The organism is Micromonospora sp. NPDC023737 (assembly GCF_040639715.1).
Classification (GTDB): Bacteria; Actinomycetota; Actinomycetes; order Mycobacteriales; family Micromonosporaceae; genus Micromonospora.
In genome coordinates this window covers 290,135-305,203 of the sequence record NZ_JBFAAL010000007.1, presented here as the reverse complement: position 1 = coordinate 305,203, position 15,069 = coordinate 290,135, and the positions used below count along the sequence as shown (strand labels likewise).

At 70.2% G+C, this 15,069-nt stretch carries 10 protein-coding genes; 6 read left to right on the top strand and 4 right to left on the bottom strand.

Translation table 11 applies throughout. From position 1 onward, the window contains the following. Positions 1–134: 134 nt before the first annotated feature. Positions 135–2,171, bottom strand: coding sequence for a hypothetical protein (locus AB0F98_RS18375; RefSeq protein WP_357736517.1), 2,037 nt, complete (start codon positions 2,169–2,171; stop codon positions 135–137). 351 nt (positions 2,172–2,522) lie between these two features. Between AB0F98_RS18375 and AB0F98_RS18370 the strand changes: the two genes are divergently transcribed. The 4 genes from AB0F98_RS18370 to AB0F98_RS18355 all read left to right on the top strand — a co-directional run bounded on the left by AB0F98_RS18370 (position 2,523) and on the right by AB0F98_RS18355 (position 7,335). Beyond that, complete coding sequence (locus AB0F98_RS18370; protein WP_357736514.1) at positions 2,523–4,583, top strand: M6 family metalloprotease domain-containing protein; 2,061 nt, start codon at positions 2,523–2,525, stop codon at positions 4,581–4,583. A gap of 124 nt (positions 4,584–4,707) precedes the next feature. Further along, positions 4,708–5,139: a hypothetical protein gene (locus tag AB0F98_RS18365; RefSeq protein WP_357736512.1), complete on the top strand. Its 432-nt coding sequence runs from the start codon at positions 4,708–4,710 to the stop codon at positions 5,137–5,139. After that, the gene (locus tag AB0F98_RS18360; RefSeq protein WP_357736509.1) at positions 5,136–5,735 is read left to right on the top strand and encodes a TlpA disulfide reductase family protein; all 600 of its coding nucleotides are present in this window, start codon (positions 5,136–5,138) and stop codon (positions 5,733–5,735) included. The genes AB0F98_RS18365 and AB0F98_RS18360 overlap by 4 nt, the downstream gene beginning before the upstream one ends. A gap of 424 nt (positions 5,736–6,159) precedes the next feature. Continuing rightward, positions 6,160–7,335 (top strand): glycoside hydrolase family 3 N-terminal domain-containing protein, encoded by a 1,176-nt coding sequence (locus AB0F98_RS18355; protein ID WP_357736506.1) that lies wholly within the window; start codon positions 6,160–6,162, stop codon positions 7,333–7,335. Between the two features lie 198 nt (positions 7,336–7,533). On the opposite strand, the gene AB0F98_RS18350 is transcribed toward AB0F98_RS18355, so the two are convergent. Beyond that, a complete protein-coding gene (locus AB0F98_RS18350; protein ID WP_357736502.1) occupies positions 7,534–8,037 on the bottom strand; it encodes a hypothetical protein in 504 nt (167 codons plus the stop codon). Positions 8,038–8,238: 201 nt separating this feature from the next. On the opposite strand from AB0F98_RS18350, the gene AB0F98_RS18345 reads away from it, so the two are divergent. Next, positions 8,239–9,690, top strand: coding sequence for a hypothetical protein (locus AB0F98_RS18345; RefSeq protein ID WP_357736499.1), 1,452 nt, complete (start codon positions 8,239–8,241; stop codon positions 9,688–9,690). A 168-nt stretch (positions 9,691–9,858) separates the two neighbouring features. Here the strand turns inward: AB0F98_RS18345 and AB0F98_RS18340 are convergent, their stop codons facing one another. Then, positions 9,859–11,112: an RICIN domain-containing protein gene (locus AB0F98_RS18340; protein ID WP_357736496.1), complete on the bottom strand. Its 1,254-nt coding sequence runs from the start codon at positions 11,110–11,112 to the stop codon at positions 9,859–9,861. A gap of 201 nt (positions 11,113–11,313) precedes the next feature. Between AB0F98_RS18340 and ggt the strand changes: the two genes are divergently transcribed. Beyond that, on the top strand, positions 11,314–13,119 hold the full coding sequence (gene ggt / locus AB0F98_RS18335; protein ID WP_357736493.1) for a gamma-glutamyltransferase: 1,806 nt from the start codon (positions 11,314–11,316) through the stop codon (positions 13,117–13,119). Between the two features lie 212 nt (positions 13,120–13,331). Here ggt and AB0F98_RS18330 read toward each other — a convergent pair whose 3' ends face one another. Then, positions 13,332–14,732, bottom strand: coding sequence for an aldehyde dehydrogenase family protein (locus AB0F98_RS18330; RefSeq protein WP_357736490.1), 1,401 nt, complete (start codon positions 14,730–14,732; stop codon positions 13,332–13,334). Positions 14,733–15,069: the final 337 nt, after the last annotated feature.

Genomic DNA, 15,069 nt, shown 5'->3' with positions numbered 1-15,069 from the left:
ACCGAAGACTTCGACACCCGCCCTACGGCTCAGAGGTCAGGATGCGGTCGGTGGCTGGGCGTGTTGAAGCGCTCAGCCGTCTGCTCGTCGACGGACCGCCCGACGCGGCGCAGGCCACGTCGGGCGGGCACGCGTCAGGCGCAGGGTTCCCCGCCGCACACGTCGATGATCTTGCCGGTGAGCAGGAACGTCGCCTTCTGCTGTTGCGCTCCGGGTTGGGCGCGCGGGAACTCGTGCGGGTCGTCGCCGTACTCCGGACCCGCCGGGGCGAGGTTCGTCGTCGGGGGAGCGGAGGTCGCACCACTGTTCCAGATCACGATCGCCGAGCCGGTGTACGGGTATCTCGGAATCGGCCTGATTCCCCAGTACGGCTTCACGTCGAGCGACCAACCGTCCGCGATGGCGGGGGTGTGCAGGCGGGCGCCGATGGTGCGCGCCTGCACCTCGGCCGCTGCAGGGGAGACCTGGTGGTCGCCGAAGGCCACGTGCATCAGGACCTGATGTGCCGGGGTGCGCGGCAGTGGCCGGTCGGTCATGTGTTGGGCGTACCCGTTGGCCTCGGACCGGTCCCACAGCATCTGCAACAGGGCGAAGATCAGCTGCTGGTCCACCTTGTCCGGGTACGACCCGTCCATGATCGTTTGGAACGGGGCGAAGTCCACACTGCGCTGCAGCAGAGTGGAGTAGTTCATGGCCGGTACGCCGAGCACCGATCGGGTCCAGTCCTGGGCGATGGCGGTGAGCGCGCCGCCGTTGATCCCGCCCTGGCTGTTGCCGTCGTAGTGCAGTCCGCCCGCGACGTCGATGAGCGGTCGCCCGTCGGCGTCCTGGAACGCCGGGTCGGCGGCGAACCCGTTCCGATGGATCATCGCGCGACCCAGGAAGAGGAAGTTCAGGAAGCTCTGTTGTAGCCGGTCCACCACGGCGGGGAAGGCGCTGAGGTCGGCGAAGGTGCCGGACACGTACGGCACGTCGGCGGTGGCCATGCCGATCCAGCTGGTCGCGCAGAAGGTGAAGTCGTACGTGTCCGACATCGTCTTGACGTTGCCGGCGTTGATCTCGGTCGGCTTACCGAGCAGCCCGTGGCCGTAGAGCGACAGGTGCGCCGGGCGGGTCGCGGAGGCGCTACGCGGGATGTTGCACACGAAGTCCGCCTGCAGCGTCGTGCCGGACGGCGTGGGGAGGGCGTACCTGGAGGGCGGCGTGCCGTCGCCACGGGTCGGCCCGTAGTGCAGCCGCGAGCCTGGACCGCCGTCGCCGGTCAGATAGGACGGTACGCCGATGGTGCCGACCACCTGCCGGGCGATCCGTGGATCCTGCTGCGGCGTGTAGTCGGTCACCTGGTCGACGGTGACCTGCGGTGCCCCGGCGCCGAGATCGGCGAACGCGCCGTCGCGGATCGCCAGCATCCGCCCGGTCAGGCCCTGCCGGCTCGCCACCGTGAAGTCCCAGGCCAGATAGAGGCTGTGCCGCTTGACGCCGGCCCTGGTCAGGTCGGCGAGGACCCGCTTCATCTGCGGCACCCGGCGGTCCCCACGGCCGAGACCGGCCCCGGTGACGTACGCCTTGAACGCCTTCGGCGTCCGGATCAGTGCATTCTTCCGGTCCCGCATGCCGCGCAGGCCCACGACGTACCGGGCGCCCTCGGTGAGCGCCACCGCCGGCCGGATGATGAGCAGCTGCCGGTCGGGCTCGCCGGTGGCGTGCGCGTCGAGCTCCGCCCAGTACGGCGTGCGCTCGCCGGTGGCGCTGTTGAGCAGCACGATCGGCGCGTCCGGTGCGAGCGAACGGCCGACGTCGGTGACCGGGGCGATTCCGGTCGCCGTCGCGTCGAGGCCCGGCACGTGCACGAGGATCGGTGAGCCGGGGCTGAACCCGTCCTGCCGGTTCCACTCGGTCGGGTCGATCGGGACGCCCTGGAGGTTGGCGGGCATGGCGGCGGCCGGGAACTGCACCCGCTTGCCGGTGGGGCTGGCCGGGTCGGGCACGGTGAAGTAGTCGTTCGGGAAGGGCAGCAGGCAGGCCGTCGGGTCGATCGGGTCGCAGGTGCCGTGGGTGGCGGAGCTCGTCGGGGCCGTCGGTGGTGCCGCGGCGGCGGCCGTGCCGAGTAGCACGATGCCGGCGGTCACCGCCGCGGACACGGTGAAACGGAGCCGTCTGGGGCTGGTCACACGCATCTCCTTCGACGGTGGACTCTGTGGACGGAGACCCGGTGGGAAGGCCGGGCGTGGACACCATCCGGGTGTGGTGTGGTGTTCTTCCTACGCCCGGGATGGACCATCGGCAAGAGGTGATCATCCGGTCGGGGGCGCACGGCGGCGGGACGCGAGGTCGCGCCGATGACGGATGCGAAACCTTCTCCTACACCTGTCGAAGGCTGCCCCCGTGCACGTGCCGACATCTGCACAGTGACCACGGACGGGCCGACTCCTAGATTCGAAATCTGGAGTGATCATGTGGACGGAGAGCAACCTCGGCCACAGATCGCCCCGCTTTCCAACCCCCACCTGAGAGGTGATCCGATGCACCTTCTGCCCTCGAGGCGCACGGTGTGGCGCTCGGTACTGGCCGCCTCGGCCGCGACCGTTCTGGTCGCGACCGGCGCCGCCGGGCCGGCCACCGCTGCGCCGGGCGGCCACCCACCGGACGGGCCGGCCCCGTTCCAGGTGCTCGATCCGCAGAACTGGCAGAACCCGGACACGATGACCTGGGACGACTACAAGGCGGTGCCCAACAAGAACTGGGCCGACCCGAGCGTCCGGGGATCCGTCCGTAACTTCAACATCGCGCTGGTCACCCTGGACTACGTGGACCAGCCGTTCGTCATCACCCAGCCGGCGGGCTCGTCGGTGTTCGGCAACCCCCAGGCGAACGCCACCAACGTGCCGCGGGACCAGGTCGCGAAGTTCTACACCGACTTCCTCAACAAGCCGGGCGACCTGAACAAGGGACACACCCTGCACGAGTACTGGATGCAGGACTCCAACGGCCGCTACGGCGTCGACCTCACCGGTTTCGGCCCGTACAAGATGCCGTCGAAGTCCTACCAGTACGGCATCGACAACGGCTTCAACGCCGGTGCCTGCCCGGCCGGGGAGGCGTGCAGCCAGAACATCCGCACCGACGGGCTGGGCGCCTGGCGTGCCGCCGTCGGCGAGGAGGTGGCCGACAGCTTCGAGTTGGTCTTCATCCTCTCCGCCGGTCAGGACGAGTCCTCCACCTGGCAGGAATTCGGCCAGATGATGTTCCAGACCAAGGAGGACGTGCCCGACGCGTGGGGTCCCCCGGACCCCGCCCTGCCCAACTACGCGGCGACCCGGTACGTCCCCTGGACGTCCTGGAAGGCCGCCTCGACCATCTGGCCGAACGCGGGCGGCGGCTCGTCGACCCAGGCGGAGAGCTCGGGCCAGGGCACGTACGCCCACGAGCTGAGCCACCTGCTGAGCATCGGCGACAACTACAACAACCCGTACGGCACGCCGCTGCGCCGCGCGTACTCCGGCATCTGGAGCATGATGTCGCGCGGCTCCTTCAACGGCCCGGGCGGCCCGCACACCCGTTGGCAGATCCCCCCGGTCAACGGCGGCTCGATGGGTTCGCTGCACACGCTGCGGGACAAGCTGAAGATCGGGCTGCTCGGTGAGGAGCACGCGCTGCGACTGTCGCGCGAGGCGCTGGCCAGCTCCGGCATGGTCGTCGCCGACGTCACCGCTCGCGCGGTTGACGCCGGTGAGGGCGGGCTGACCGGCATCAACGTCGCGATGGACGCCGACCGCTCCCCGTCGTGCAGCACCAGCACCGACCCGCTTTGCGACGGCGGTGGATTCAACAACTACACCCTCGAGGTCGTCGACCGGATGGGCGCGGACTCGTTCACGCCGGACAACGGCGTGCTGATCAGCAAGACGAAGAACGCGGACCGCGCGCCGTTCGTCTGGGTCGTCGACGCCAACCCGCAGGACATCGACATGGTGGACTTCTACCAGCCGAACGGCACCCCGCAGAAGATCACCATGGGTGACTACCGGCAGCTGTCCGACGCGCTGTTCCACGCGGGCGCCAACTCCGGCAGCGAGTACGAGTACGTGGACGAGGCCAACCGGCTGCACTTCTACGTGCTCAACCTCCGCCGGGACGCCGACGGGGTGCTGTCGTACACGGTGGCGGTCCGCTCGCTGGACGGCGCCGGCCCGAGCCAGCACGGTGTGAAGCTGTCCAAGGGGCACCTCGCCGCCACGGGCAAGCCGAGCGGCAAGGGCGCGACCTGCACGTTCGACCTGAGCAACACCGGCAAGTACGTGGCCGGTGAGCAGCAGCACCCCGAGGACGCCAGCGCGTACCTGAAGTCCGACGTGTACCGGCTCTCGGCGAGCGTCGGAGGCAAGGGCTGGAAGGTGGAGCTGCCGAACGAGCTGGCCACTGCCGAGTTCGGCGCCTCCACCCCGGTCAACGTCTCGGTCGGCGCCAACGCCGGCGCGACGGCGACCACCCTGGTGACGCTCACCGCCACCTCGGAGAGCGACCCCAGCAAGACCGTGACCAGCCAGTGCCGGGTCGAGCGACCCCGCGCGCAGCTCGGCTGACCGCGTACGCCCGGGGCGGTGGGATGATCACCTGCCCACCGCCCCCGGGCCTGAGGGTGTTCGAGAAGGCTCACCCGTAGCCTTCTCGAACACCCTCTGAAACCCCTGACGATCTGGAGGACGAATGCGGCGTCTGCTGGCAGCGCTGTTGCTACCGTCGCTGGCCGCCGGCGCGTTGACCGCGTGCGACGACGCCGAGGAGGCCGGTTCGGCGATGACCGTGCGGGTGCTCGTCCGGGACATCAACATCCGGCCGGAGGGTGTGGAGTGCGCCGGCACCGGCCCCTACACCCACTTCCACAACCGGTCACCGTTCCAGGTGATCGACCCCGACGGTCGTACCCTCGCCGAGGGCGCGCTGCCGTCGGGCACGTCCGTGGCGACGTTCAAGGAGGACCTGGAGGTGACCCGCGTGCCCACGTACTGCGAATTCGCCGTTCCCGTCACGGTGGCCGACCGCAGCGCGTACCGGCTGGTGGTCGACGGTCACCCGCCGATCGCCCTCACCCGCAACGACAGCGAAGGACCGGCGCTGGTCGCGGTGGTGCCCTCATGACCCGGGGGTACGCCGCCCGCCTGGCCGCCGTGACGCTGGCGCTGTCGGTGGCACTCTCCACGGCCGCCTGTTCCGGCGGCGACGACCCGCCGGCGCGGCCGGAACCGGTCGCCGGTGGGGCCGCCGCACTGCCCGGTCCGGCGCCGGCGAACCTCGCGCTGCGTCCGCCCCCGTCCGGGCTGCCCGGCGCACCCGCCGTCACCGGCGCCCTGACCGACGGCAGCAGCGTCGCCTTCGCCGACCTGTGGGCCGAGCGTCCGGTCGTGCTGGTCTTCTTCAGCTCGTGGTGCACCGTCTGCGCTGAGCGGCAGGACGCCCTCAGCGAGCTGGCCCGCATCCACCGGGACAAGGTCGTCTTCGTCGGGGTGGCCGTCGAGGACACCACGCAGGATCTGCAGCAGTACCTGCGGGAACACCGGGTGGAGTACCCGGTCGTGGTCGACGACGACGGCATCATCTCGCAGTCGTACGCCGTCCGCGAGCCTCCGGGCGTGGTGATGATCGCCAAGGGCGGCACGCTGCTGCGCGGCTGGCCGGGCGGGGTGGACGCGGCCGCCGTCGACAGCAGGCTGCGCGAGCTGGTGCTGGCTTCGTAGCCGGGTGCGCCGATGAATGGTCGCCAGGTCACACGTGCGAGCCGGAGCGGCGGTGGAGGTGCAGGTGGCAGTTGGGTGGGAGGACCGGGCCCGCGTCGGCTGGGGCAGACCGGTGGACAGCCCAGCCTCAGCAGTGCAAGTCGCGGCATGCCCTGCCGGAAGTGCATCGGCGACCTGGTCGGTCTTCACCGGCGGTACCTGGGTAGCGGATCCGGCGTGCGTACCACTGGTGGTCCGGGCCGAGGAAAGGCAGGTTGAGATGCGCCTCGCGATAGGCGTGGCCTGCGAGGGAAGCTCACCCCGGTAGGCCGGACAGAAGCGGATGACGGCTGGCTGCGATCGCCCTGCCGGGGCCGCCGCATCGGATGGGTGAGACCTTCACGTTCTCCTGTCGTCGGGCCTGGCCGGCCCATAGCGTGCAGGTGTGGACAGAGTGCGTGTGCCGCGCCGGTTGCTGCTCGCGGGAGCCGGCTCCGCCGCCGTGGCCGCACTCACCGGCTGCCAGGCCAGCCAGTCCACCACGCCCCCCACACCGCGGCCGACCGGCCGGACCACGACGGGGAACCTGGACGAGGCGGCACTACGCCGGAAGATCGCAAGCCTGCTCGTGGTGGGTTTCCGCGGCGACGGGGTGGGCCGGAACGACTGGATCGTCAGGGCCATCCGCAACGGCCTCGGCGGCGTGATCCTCTTCGATCGCGATCTGCTGACGGACACCGAGCGCAACATCCGCTCGCCGCAGCAGGTCACCACCCTGATACGAGACCTGAAGAACGCCTCGCCAGGCCGCCGGCTGATCGTGTCGATCGACCAGGAAGGTGGCCGTACCGCCCGGCTGAAGCCGAGCAACGGCTTCCCCGCCACCAGATCGGAAGCCGAGATCGGTGCCGAGAACTCGCCGGCGGCGACGCGCGAGTGGGCGCGCGGACTGGTCGCGAGCCTCACCCGGATCGGGGTCAACCTCAACTACGCGCCGGTCGTGGACCTGAACGTCAACCCCGACAGCCGGGCGATCGGCAGGCTCGACCGCAGCTTCTCCGCGAACCCCGACGTCGTCGTCAGCAACGCCACCGAGGAGATCCACGCCCACCGCGCCGCCGGCGTCAAGACCTCACTCAAACACTTCCCGGGGATCGGCAGCGCCGCCGGAAACACCGACTTCGAGGTAGTCGACGTCAGCTCCACCTGGAAACCCGTCGAGCTCGAACCGTTCCGGCGACTGATCCGGGCCGGCTCGGCCGACTCGGTGCTGGTCGCCCATGTGCTCAACAAGAAGCTGGACCCGAACCTGCCCGCGTCGCTGTCGCCGGCGGTGGTCACGAAACTGCTGCGCGGCGAACTCGGCTGGCAGGGGCCGGTGGTCAGCGACGACATGCAGGCGGCAGCCATCACCCGCCGGCACGGCTCCGCCGACGCTGTCCGCCTGGCGTTGCAGGCCGGCGTCGACCTGCTCGTCTTCGCCAACCAGCAGGCGTTCGACCCGGGGATCGTCGACAAGACGCTCGACGTGGTGGTCGACCTGGTCCGCCGCGGGCAGCTCAGCGCCGAGCGTATCGACCAGTCCGTCGCCCGGGTCGACACGCTCCGCCCGAAGGGTTGAGGCGGAAGCCGGTCCGACCTCTGGTGCTCCTCCTCGACCACCTCCCCGGGGTCCAGCAGTCAGCGGCGGATCGCCGCCGCGACCCGCTCCGCGTCCATCCGTGCCCTCCGCTCTCGGCCCCTGTCCGAGCCGCCAGGTCACACCGACAGGCCGCCGCCTGCCGTCATCGGTCGTCGGGCTACCCGTACCGTGACGCCGTCAGCCGGACCGGCGGATGTCGGCCAGTCGCTGATGCACCTCGGGAGTGAACCGGGCCCGCAGCAGCGGTCCACGACGGATCGCGAAGTCGTCCCGGAACGGTCGCCGGTGGTCCTGATGGGCGCCGTGCAGGTGGACTCTCCGGTCCGGCGGACCGGTCAGCGCGCGCAGAATCGGGCCCTGCACCGAACTGCTCATCCCGCTGTGAGAGGCGAGCAGGGCGCAACGCGCCCCGGTCTCACTGAGCCGGGACTGCACCGCCGACGTCACCCAGCGGTGGAACTCGTCCGGGTAGCCGTGCTCGCGGGCCATCTGGTAGACATCGGTCGGTTCGACCTCGATGTCGTTGCTGCCGCTGTCCAGCGTCAGCCACAACACTGGCACGGAGAGCCTCGACTGCCAGCGCCTCGGCACCTCGGCCATCATCCGCTCCAGGACCCGCAGGTAGTCGGCGCGCACCTGATCCGGCGACCGTTCGAGGCTCTCCAGGTTCTCGTGATACACCGGCCAATCCTCGCGACTCATCGGCCAACCGTCGTCTGGCGGGGGGCGGTAGTCAAGCGACCGGGGCCGGTCGATGCGCCCTGCCCGGTGTACGCCGGATCGCGATGAACAGTATGAACGCAAAGATCACTTTGCCGCCGACTCCTCCTAGCCTTTCCGGCGAAGCACATCGATGCACCGGTGAGGACGAGGAGCCATGCCGTGATCACGTCGAGAACCACCACCAGATCCGCCCGCCCTATCCGCCGACTACTCGGACCGGCCATCCTGCTTGTCGGCGCGATGGCCGGCACCCTGACCACCGCACCCGCCGCTCAGGCGAGCGCACCACCTCCGGCGGTGACCGCGTGTCCCGCGAACCTGACCGGCAAGGCCACCTGCTACACCGGGCAGGACGCCAACGGGGCCTACTACGCGATTGCGCTCCCCAATCGGTGGAACCGGTCGCTGGTCGTGCACGCTCACGGCGGGCCGGACCTGGGCGACACGTCCGACCCGCAGCGCAGCGTCGACGACCTGGACCGCTGGGCAGTCATGGTGGACGAGGGTTACGCCTGGGCCGGCTCGTCCTACCGCCGAGGCGGCTACGGCACGCGGATGGCCGCCACCGACACCGAGAACCTCCGCCGCCTCTTCGTCAGCGAGTTCGGCAAGCCGAAGCGGACGTACGTGCACGGGCAGTCGTGGGGCGGCAACGTCGCCGCCAAGGTCGTGGAGACCTATGCCGGTGAGCACGGGCCGTACGACGGCGCCCTGCTCACCAGCGGCGTCCTCGGCGGAGGCTCCCGTGGCTACGACTACCGGGTCGACCTGCGCGTCGTCTACCAGTACTACTGCCAGAACCATCCGCGACCCAGCGAGCCCCAGTATCCGCTCTGGGAGGGCCTGCGGGCCGGCTCCACCATGACTACCACCGGGCTGCGCGCCCGACTGCAGGAGTGCACCGGCTACGCCTCCGCTCCGGCGGAGCGTACGGCGTTGCAGCAACGCAACCTCGACGACATCCTGGCCGTGACGGGCGTTCCGGAGCGCACCCTGGAGTCGCATCTGCGTTTCGCCACCTTCACCTTCCGCGACATCGTCCACGGCCGGCTCGGCGGGCGTAACCCGTTCAGCAATACGGGGGTCCGGTACACCGGCTCACACGACGACGCGGCGCTCAACGCGGGTGTGCAGCGCTTCTCGGCCGACCCGGCCGCCCGGCGCGACCTCTCCTACGACAGCGACCTCACCGGCAAGGTCTCCATTCCGGTGCTGACCCTGCACGCGATCGATGACCCGACGGCGTTCGTGGAGCACGAGGCCGCCTACCGCGCCAGCCTTCAGGGCGCCCACCGGGACGAGCACCTGGTGCAGACCTTCACCCGGGAGTCCGAGCACAGCGCGTTGAGCAACGCGGAGTACGCGAACTCGATCTCCGCGCTCGATACGTGGGTGCGTACCGGGCGGAAGCCGACGCCCGCGTCGATCGCGGCCACCTGTGCCGGATTCGACCGAACCTACGGCACCGGCTGCTTCTACGAACCGCAGTTCCGTCCCGCCCCCTACGCCGAACGAGTCAACCCACGGCCGGGCGGTCTGCGCTGGCCGAGCATGACAGCTGTCCAGGAGCGGGTCTGGAGTCGGATCGACGACGTCGGAATCGCCCCCTGACCGTCCCGGCGGGCCACGTCGCGTTGCCCGGTGGTGCCGATAGCGCCACGAGGGCCCGGGGCTTCGCCCCGGGCCCTCGTTCACGGAAAGAGTGGCTATCCCAGCGGAGATAGCCACTCTTTCCGTGAACGAGGGGGCGCTATACCCGGGGGCGTGGGTTACGAGGGCCTAGCGCTGCACGAGACGGAACGACTGGGCGGCAGTGCCGTTGCAGGAGTACTGCACCAGCTGGACGCTGTCGGCGGTGGAGCCGCCGGGCACGTCGAGGCACTTGCCGCTGTGCCGGTTGACGAGCCGGTAGTAGCCGCCGGTCTCCGGCACGGCCTGCCACTGCTGGTTGTTGCCGCCGCTGTACGTCCAGAGCTGGATCGGCGCGTTGTCGGCGGTGGACACGTTCGTCACGTCGAGGACGCGGCTGCTGTTGTTGCGGTTGTTCACCCGTACGTGGCCGCCGCTGGTCGGCTGGAACTGGTACTGCTGGGCGAAGGTGGCGTTGCACGCGTACTGCTGGACGGCCGTGCCGTTCGCGGTGGCGGCGGCACGGGCATCCACACACTTGCCGCTGCCTTTGTTGACGACGCTGTACCAGGCCGTGGGGGAGATCGGATCGGAAGGCGGGGGAGTGGCGCCGCCGCCGAGCCACAGCAGGCCGTCGATGAGGAAGCGGTTCTGCACCTCGCTGGCGAACGTGGACGACAGCGGCACGTCCCGGTCGTAGTCCATGGCGTTGTGGCCGAAGTTCGCGTACAGCATCTTGTAGTTGGTGTTCGTCCACAGGATCGGGTAGTAGCCGCCGTACCAGGTCTGGTTCGGGTCGGTGCCGAGCGGGAAGCTGCTGGGGTCGACCGAGGCCAGGATGTCGATCGCCGGGTTGGTGCGTAGGTCGCGGCTCCAGCTGTACCACTCGCTCACCGACGAGGTGAAGGTGGCGGGCAGCCGGGACGTGGACGGGTGGGTGCCGTCCTCGACCCGGAGTACCGCGGTGGTCGGCCCCCAGGTGTTGGACTGGAACGCGCCACTGCCGAGGAACTGGTTGTGGTACCAGTCCCACCCGCCCGGGTTGTCGGTCCACGCGGAGACGTGGAAGCCGAGCCAGGCGCCCCCGGCACGCATGTACTGCTCGAAGGCCGGACGCTGGGCGGCGGGCGGCAGGTCGTCCAGGAAGATCACCACTTGGTACTGGGCGAGGTCGTTCGCGTTGAGCCGGCTCCAGTCGTTGGTGGCGGTGTAGGAGAAGTCGTACTGCGCGGCGATCTGCGGGAACCACTGGTTGGCTTCACGGACGAAGCTGATGTGCGCCGGATCCCAGGTGCCGTTGTAGAAGGCGATCACGTTGAAGGCCGGGGCCGCGTTGCGTGCCGCACCGGCGGCGGGCGCCGCGACCGTCACGAGTGCCAGGCAGAGCGCGAGGAATTGAGCCACTCTTCGGATCACGGGTCGGCGAGTACGGGCGATCATGGCGCGTCCTCTCGGTCGTCGTCGCGCTGCGTGGCTCGGGGAACGGGGGCCTAATCAATCGATAACAGGCTATGTCCGAAGGAATCTCATGTCAAAGGGCGGGTTGCCGAGTCCCGTCCCGAGCGGTAGGCAGAAGGTCAACCTATGCCGATCTATGGAGGCCACATGAGACGTCGGGCCCTGTTCACCGCGACCATCGCCCTGGTCACACTGGCGGCCGGAACCGCCGTACCCGCGCAGGCGGCGAAACCGGCCGGGCCGCCGAAGCAGCCAGTCGCCGTCGGCTACGGCGGTGCCGTCTCCACCGTCGACGAGACCGCGACCGCCGTCGGATTGGACGTGCTGCGCCGCGGCGGCAACGCGGTCGACGCGGCGGTCGCGGCGGCGGCCACGCTCGGTGTCACCGAACCCTTCTCCGCCGGCGTCGGCGGCGGTGGCTTCTTCGTCTACTACGACGCCAGGACCGGACGGGTGCACACCATCGACGGCCGCGAGGCGGCACCGGCCTCGATGACCGCGACCAGCCTCGTCAACCCGGCCACCGGGCAGCCGTACGCGTTCGACGAGGCCCGGATCAGCGGGTTGTCGGTCGGCGTCCCCGGCACGCTGCTCACCTGGCGGGACGCGCTCGCCCGCTGGGGCACCCGGTCGCTCGCGCAGATGCTGGCCCCCGCCGCCCGAGTGGCCGAGGACGGCTTCACCGTCGACGAGACCTTCGCCGGTCAGATCGCGGCGAACCGGGCCGCGTTCGGCCAGTTCAGCTCCACCAGCGCGCTGTACCTGCCTGGCGGCCAGCCGCCGGCGGTCGGCGGCACCTTCCGCAACCGCGACCTCGCCGACACCTACCGGCTGATCGCCAAGCGTGGCACCGACGTGTTCTACCGGGGTGAGATCGGCCGCGACGTGGCTGCCACCGTGCAGCACCCGCCGGTGGCGAAGCGGCCGATCGGGTCGTGGCCGTACCCGATCCGCCCGGCCGGCATGACCACGGCGGACCTGGCCGGCTACCGCACCCACTCTCCCGCGCCGACCCGGTCGCAGTACCGCGGCCTCGAGGTGTACGGCATGTCCACTCCCTCCAGTGGCGGCGTCGCGGTGGGCGAGGCGCTCAACATCCTCGAGCAGTACGACCTGCGGTCGATGTCGGCGGCCCAGGCGATGCACCACTACCTGGAGGCCAGCGCGCTCGCGTTCGCCGACCGCAACCGCTACGTCGGCGACCACACCCCGGACGACGTCCTGCGCGAGCTGCTGCGCGACGGGTACGCCAAGGAACGGGCGTGCCAGATCGACGCCGCGGCGGCGCTGCCCAAGCCGGTCGCGCCGGGCGTGCCCGACGGCGCGTACGGCGGATGCTCGGCCGCGGCGGCCGCCGACACCCGGGACGACCGCAAGAGCACCACGAACCTGACCGTGGCCGACCGGTGGGGCAACGTCGTCGAGTACACCCTGACGATCGAGGCGACCGGCGGCAACGGGATGGTCGTACCCGGCCGAGGGTTCCTGCTCAACAACGAGCTGACCGACTTCAACTTCGCGCCGACCCAGGGCACCGCGCCCGATCCGAACCTGCCGGCGCCGGGCAAGCGCCCGCGCAGTTCCATGTCACCCACCATCGTGCTGGCCGACGGACGACCGTTCCTGGCCGTCGGCACCCCCGGCGGCGCGACGATCATCACCACCGTCCTGCAGATGCTGGTCAACCGGATCGACCTCGGCATGACCCTGCCGGAGGCGCTCGCCGCGCCGCGGGCGTCGCAGCGCAACGGCGCCAGCACCCAGGCCGAGCCGGACTTCATCACCGCGTACGCCGGTAGCCTGCCACCGGGGCACGTCTTCTCCTCGACGGCCGAGATCGGCTCCGCGACCGGCATCGAGTTCCTGAAGAACGGCCGACTGCTCGCCGCGGCAGAGCCGGTCCGCCGTGGCGGGGGCGCGGCGGCTGTCGTCGGCCGCTGGCCGCGCCACTGACGGTGGGGACCACGGCGACGGCTCAGATTTCGTCTGAGCCGTCGCCGTGCTCTCGCCACCGGGTTCGGGAATCGCCGCTCAGACGGCTGGGCTGGAGCCAACTTGGAGCAGAGGAACAGAACGGCCACCGCGAACCGATCGGATCGCTGCCCCAGGCGGTGCCGCCGAACGTGCCGGTCGGCCGATCGTCAGCGGGCACGACGACGTGTCCGTCAGGCTATGAGCCTGATCCAACGGGATTCGGTGAAGAACTCCGTATCGTGGGCGCCGGTGAGGTGACCGCACCCGCCGGCGTGGATCCCGCCGATCAGGGCTGGCAGCTCTTCCGTGACCGAGTGGGAGTTGATGTCTACGCAGCTGTGCCGCAGCCGCCGCGCCACCGCCACCCCGCGGGCCTCGTTCCCGGTGTAGACGGCGCTCGACAGGACGCGCTCGGTGTCGTTGGCCAGCGCCACCGCCTCGCTCTCCGAGTCCACCGTGTAGATGGTCGCCACCGGCCCGAGAATCTCCTCCGAGTGGATTCGCATGTCGGCGGTGATACCGGTGAGAACCGTGGCCGGATAGCGTGATCCTCGGGCACGGCCACCGCCGTACAGAACTTGCGCGCCCTTGGCGACCGCATCGGCGACGAGCCCGGCGACGCGATCGGCTGCCTGCGCGTGGATCAACGGCCCGACGAGAGTGTCCAGTGATGCCGGGTCGCCCTCGCCGTACGTTGCGACGTGCGCGAGGAACCTCTCGGTGAACCGCGCGGCGACAGACCGGTCGACGATGATCCGGTCCACCGAGAGGCAGAGCTGGCCGGAGTTCATGAACCGGGCCCGGGCGACCTGCTCGGCGGCGAGATCCACGTCCGCATCGTCGAGGACGAGAATCGGGTTTTTGCCACCTAGTGCGAGCATGACCCGCTTGAGATGCTCGCCGGCCACGCGCGCGATGATTCGACCGCTCGGCGCGGAACCGGTGAAGCTGACCCTGCGGACCCGGGGATCCGTGATCAACGCTTCGGCCACCTCCCGCGCGTCGATCCAGTTGTTCGTGACCACATTGACGACCCCGGCGGGGAATCCCGCTTCCGCCAGTACGTCGGCGAGGAACAGCCCGGCGGTGACCGGCGCCTGCTCACTGGGGCGGATGACCACCGTGTTGCCGACTGCCAGCGGCAGGGCGACCGACCGGGCGCACAGGAACAGCGGCCCGCTCCACGGCACGAACGCCGCGACGACCCCGGCGGGCTCTCGGACCGCGAGCGACCACACCCCGTCCACGTCGCGAGCAGCGGCCTCGCCGGTTCGCCAGGTCGCCGTCGTGGCAGCCTCGCGGAACAGCATCGCGCTCAGCCGTATGTTGACCTTGGCCCATCCGCGGGTGCCTGCCGTCTCCCGGATCATGATCTCGACGAACTCGTCTGCGCGTTCCTCCAGCAGCTCCGCTGCCCGGTTGAGCAGGACGCGACGACCGGGCGGCGATGTTGCGGCCCAGCCGGGAAATGCGGTGTGGGCCGCGTCGACCGCCCTCCGGGCGTCGCTGCTGTCCGCTGCGGCCACCTTCACGTACACCTGGCCAGTGACCGGGTCGAGATCATCGGTGGTGCGGCCGGAGGTGGCCGGCACCTGCGCGCCGCCGATGAGCAGGCCACATGTGGCGCGAGCCCCCTCGGATCTGGCTGGCCGCGGATCAAGCAACGACAACGTGACCCCCTTACTGTCGGGTGGAGAATGGAGCTGGCCAGAAGACGTTGCGGTCGCGACAGCGACGCCCACTATCACTCCACTGCTGGTCGACCGCTTCGGCGGAGCGTCAGCCCACCTCGGCTTGGACGACCTGGCGCCGGCGGTGGCGGCAAAGCCTCCGCGTTGGGTGCCGGGCACACACGACCGGTCAGCGCGGACTACGCCGCGCGCCGACGCACCGTGCGTCGCCTTCCGTCCCCAACCAGGTCAGTGCTTA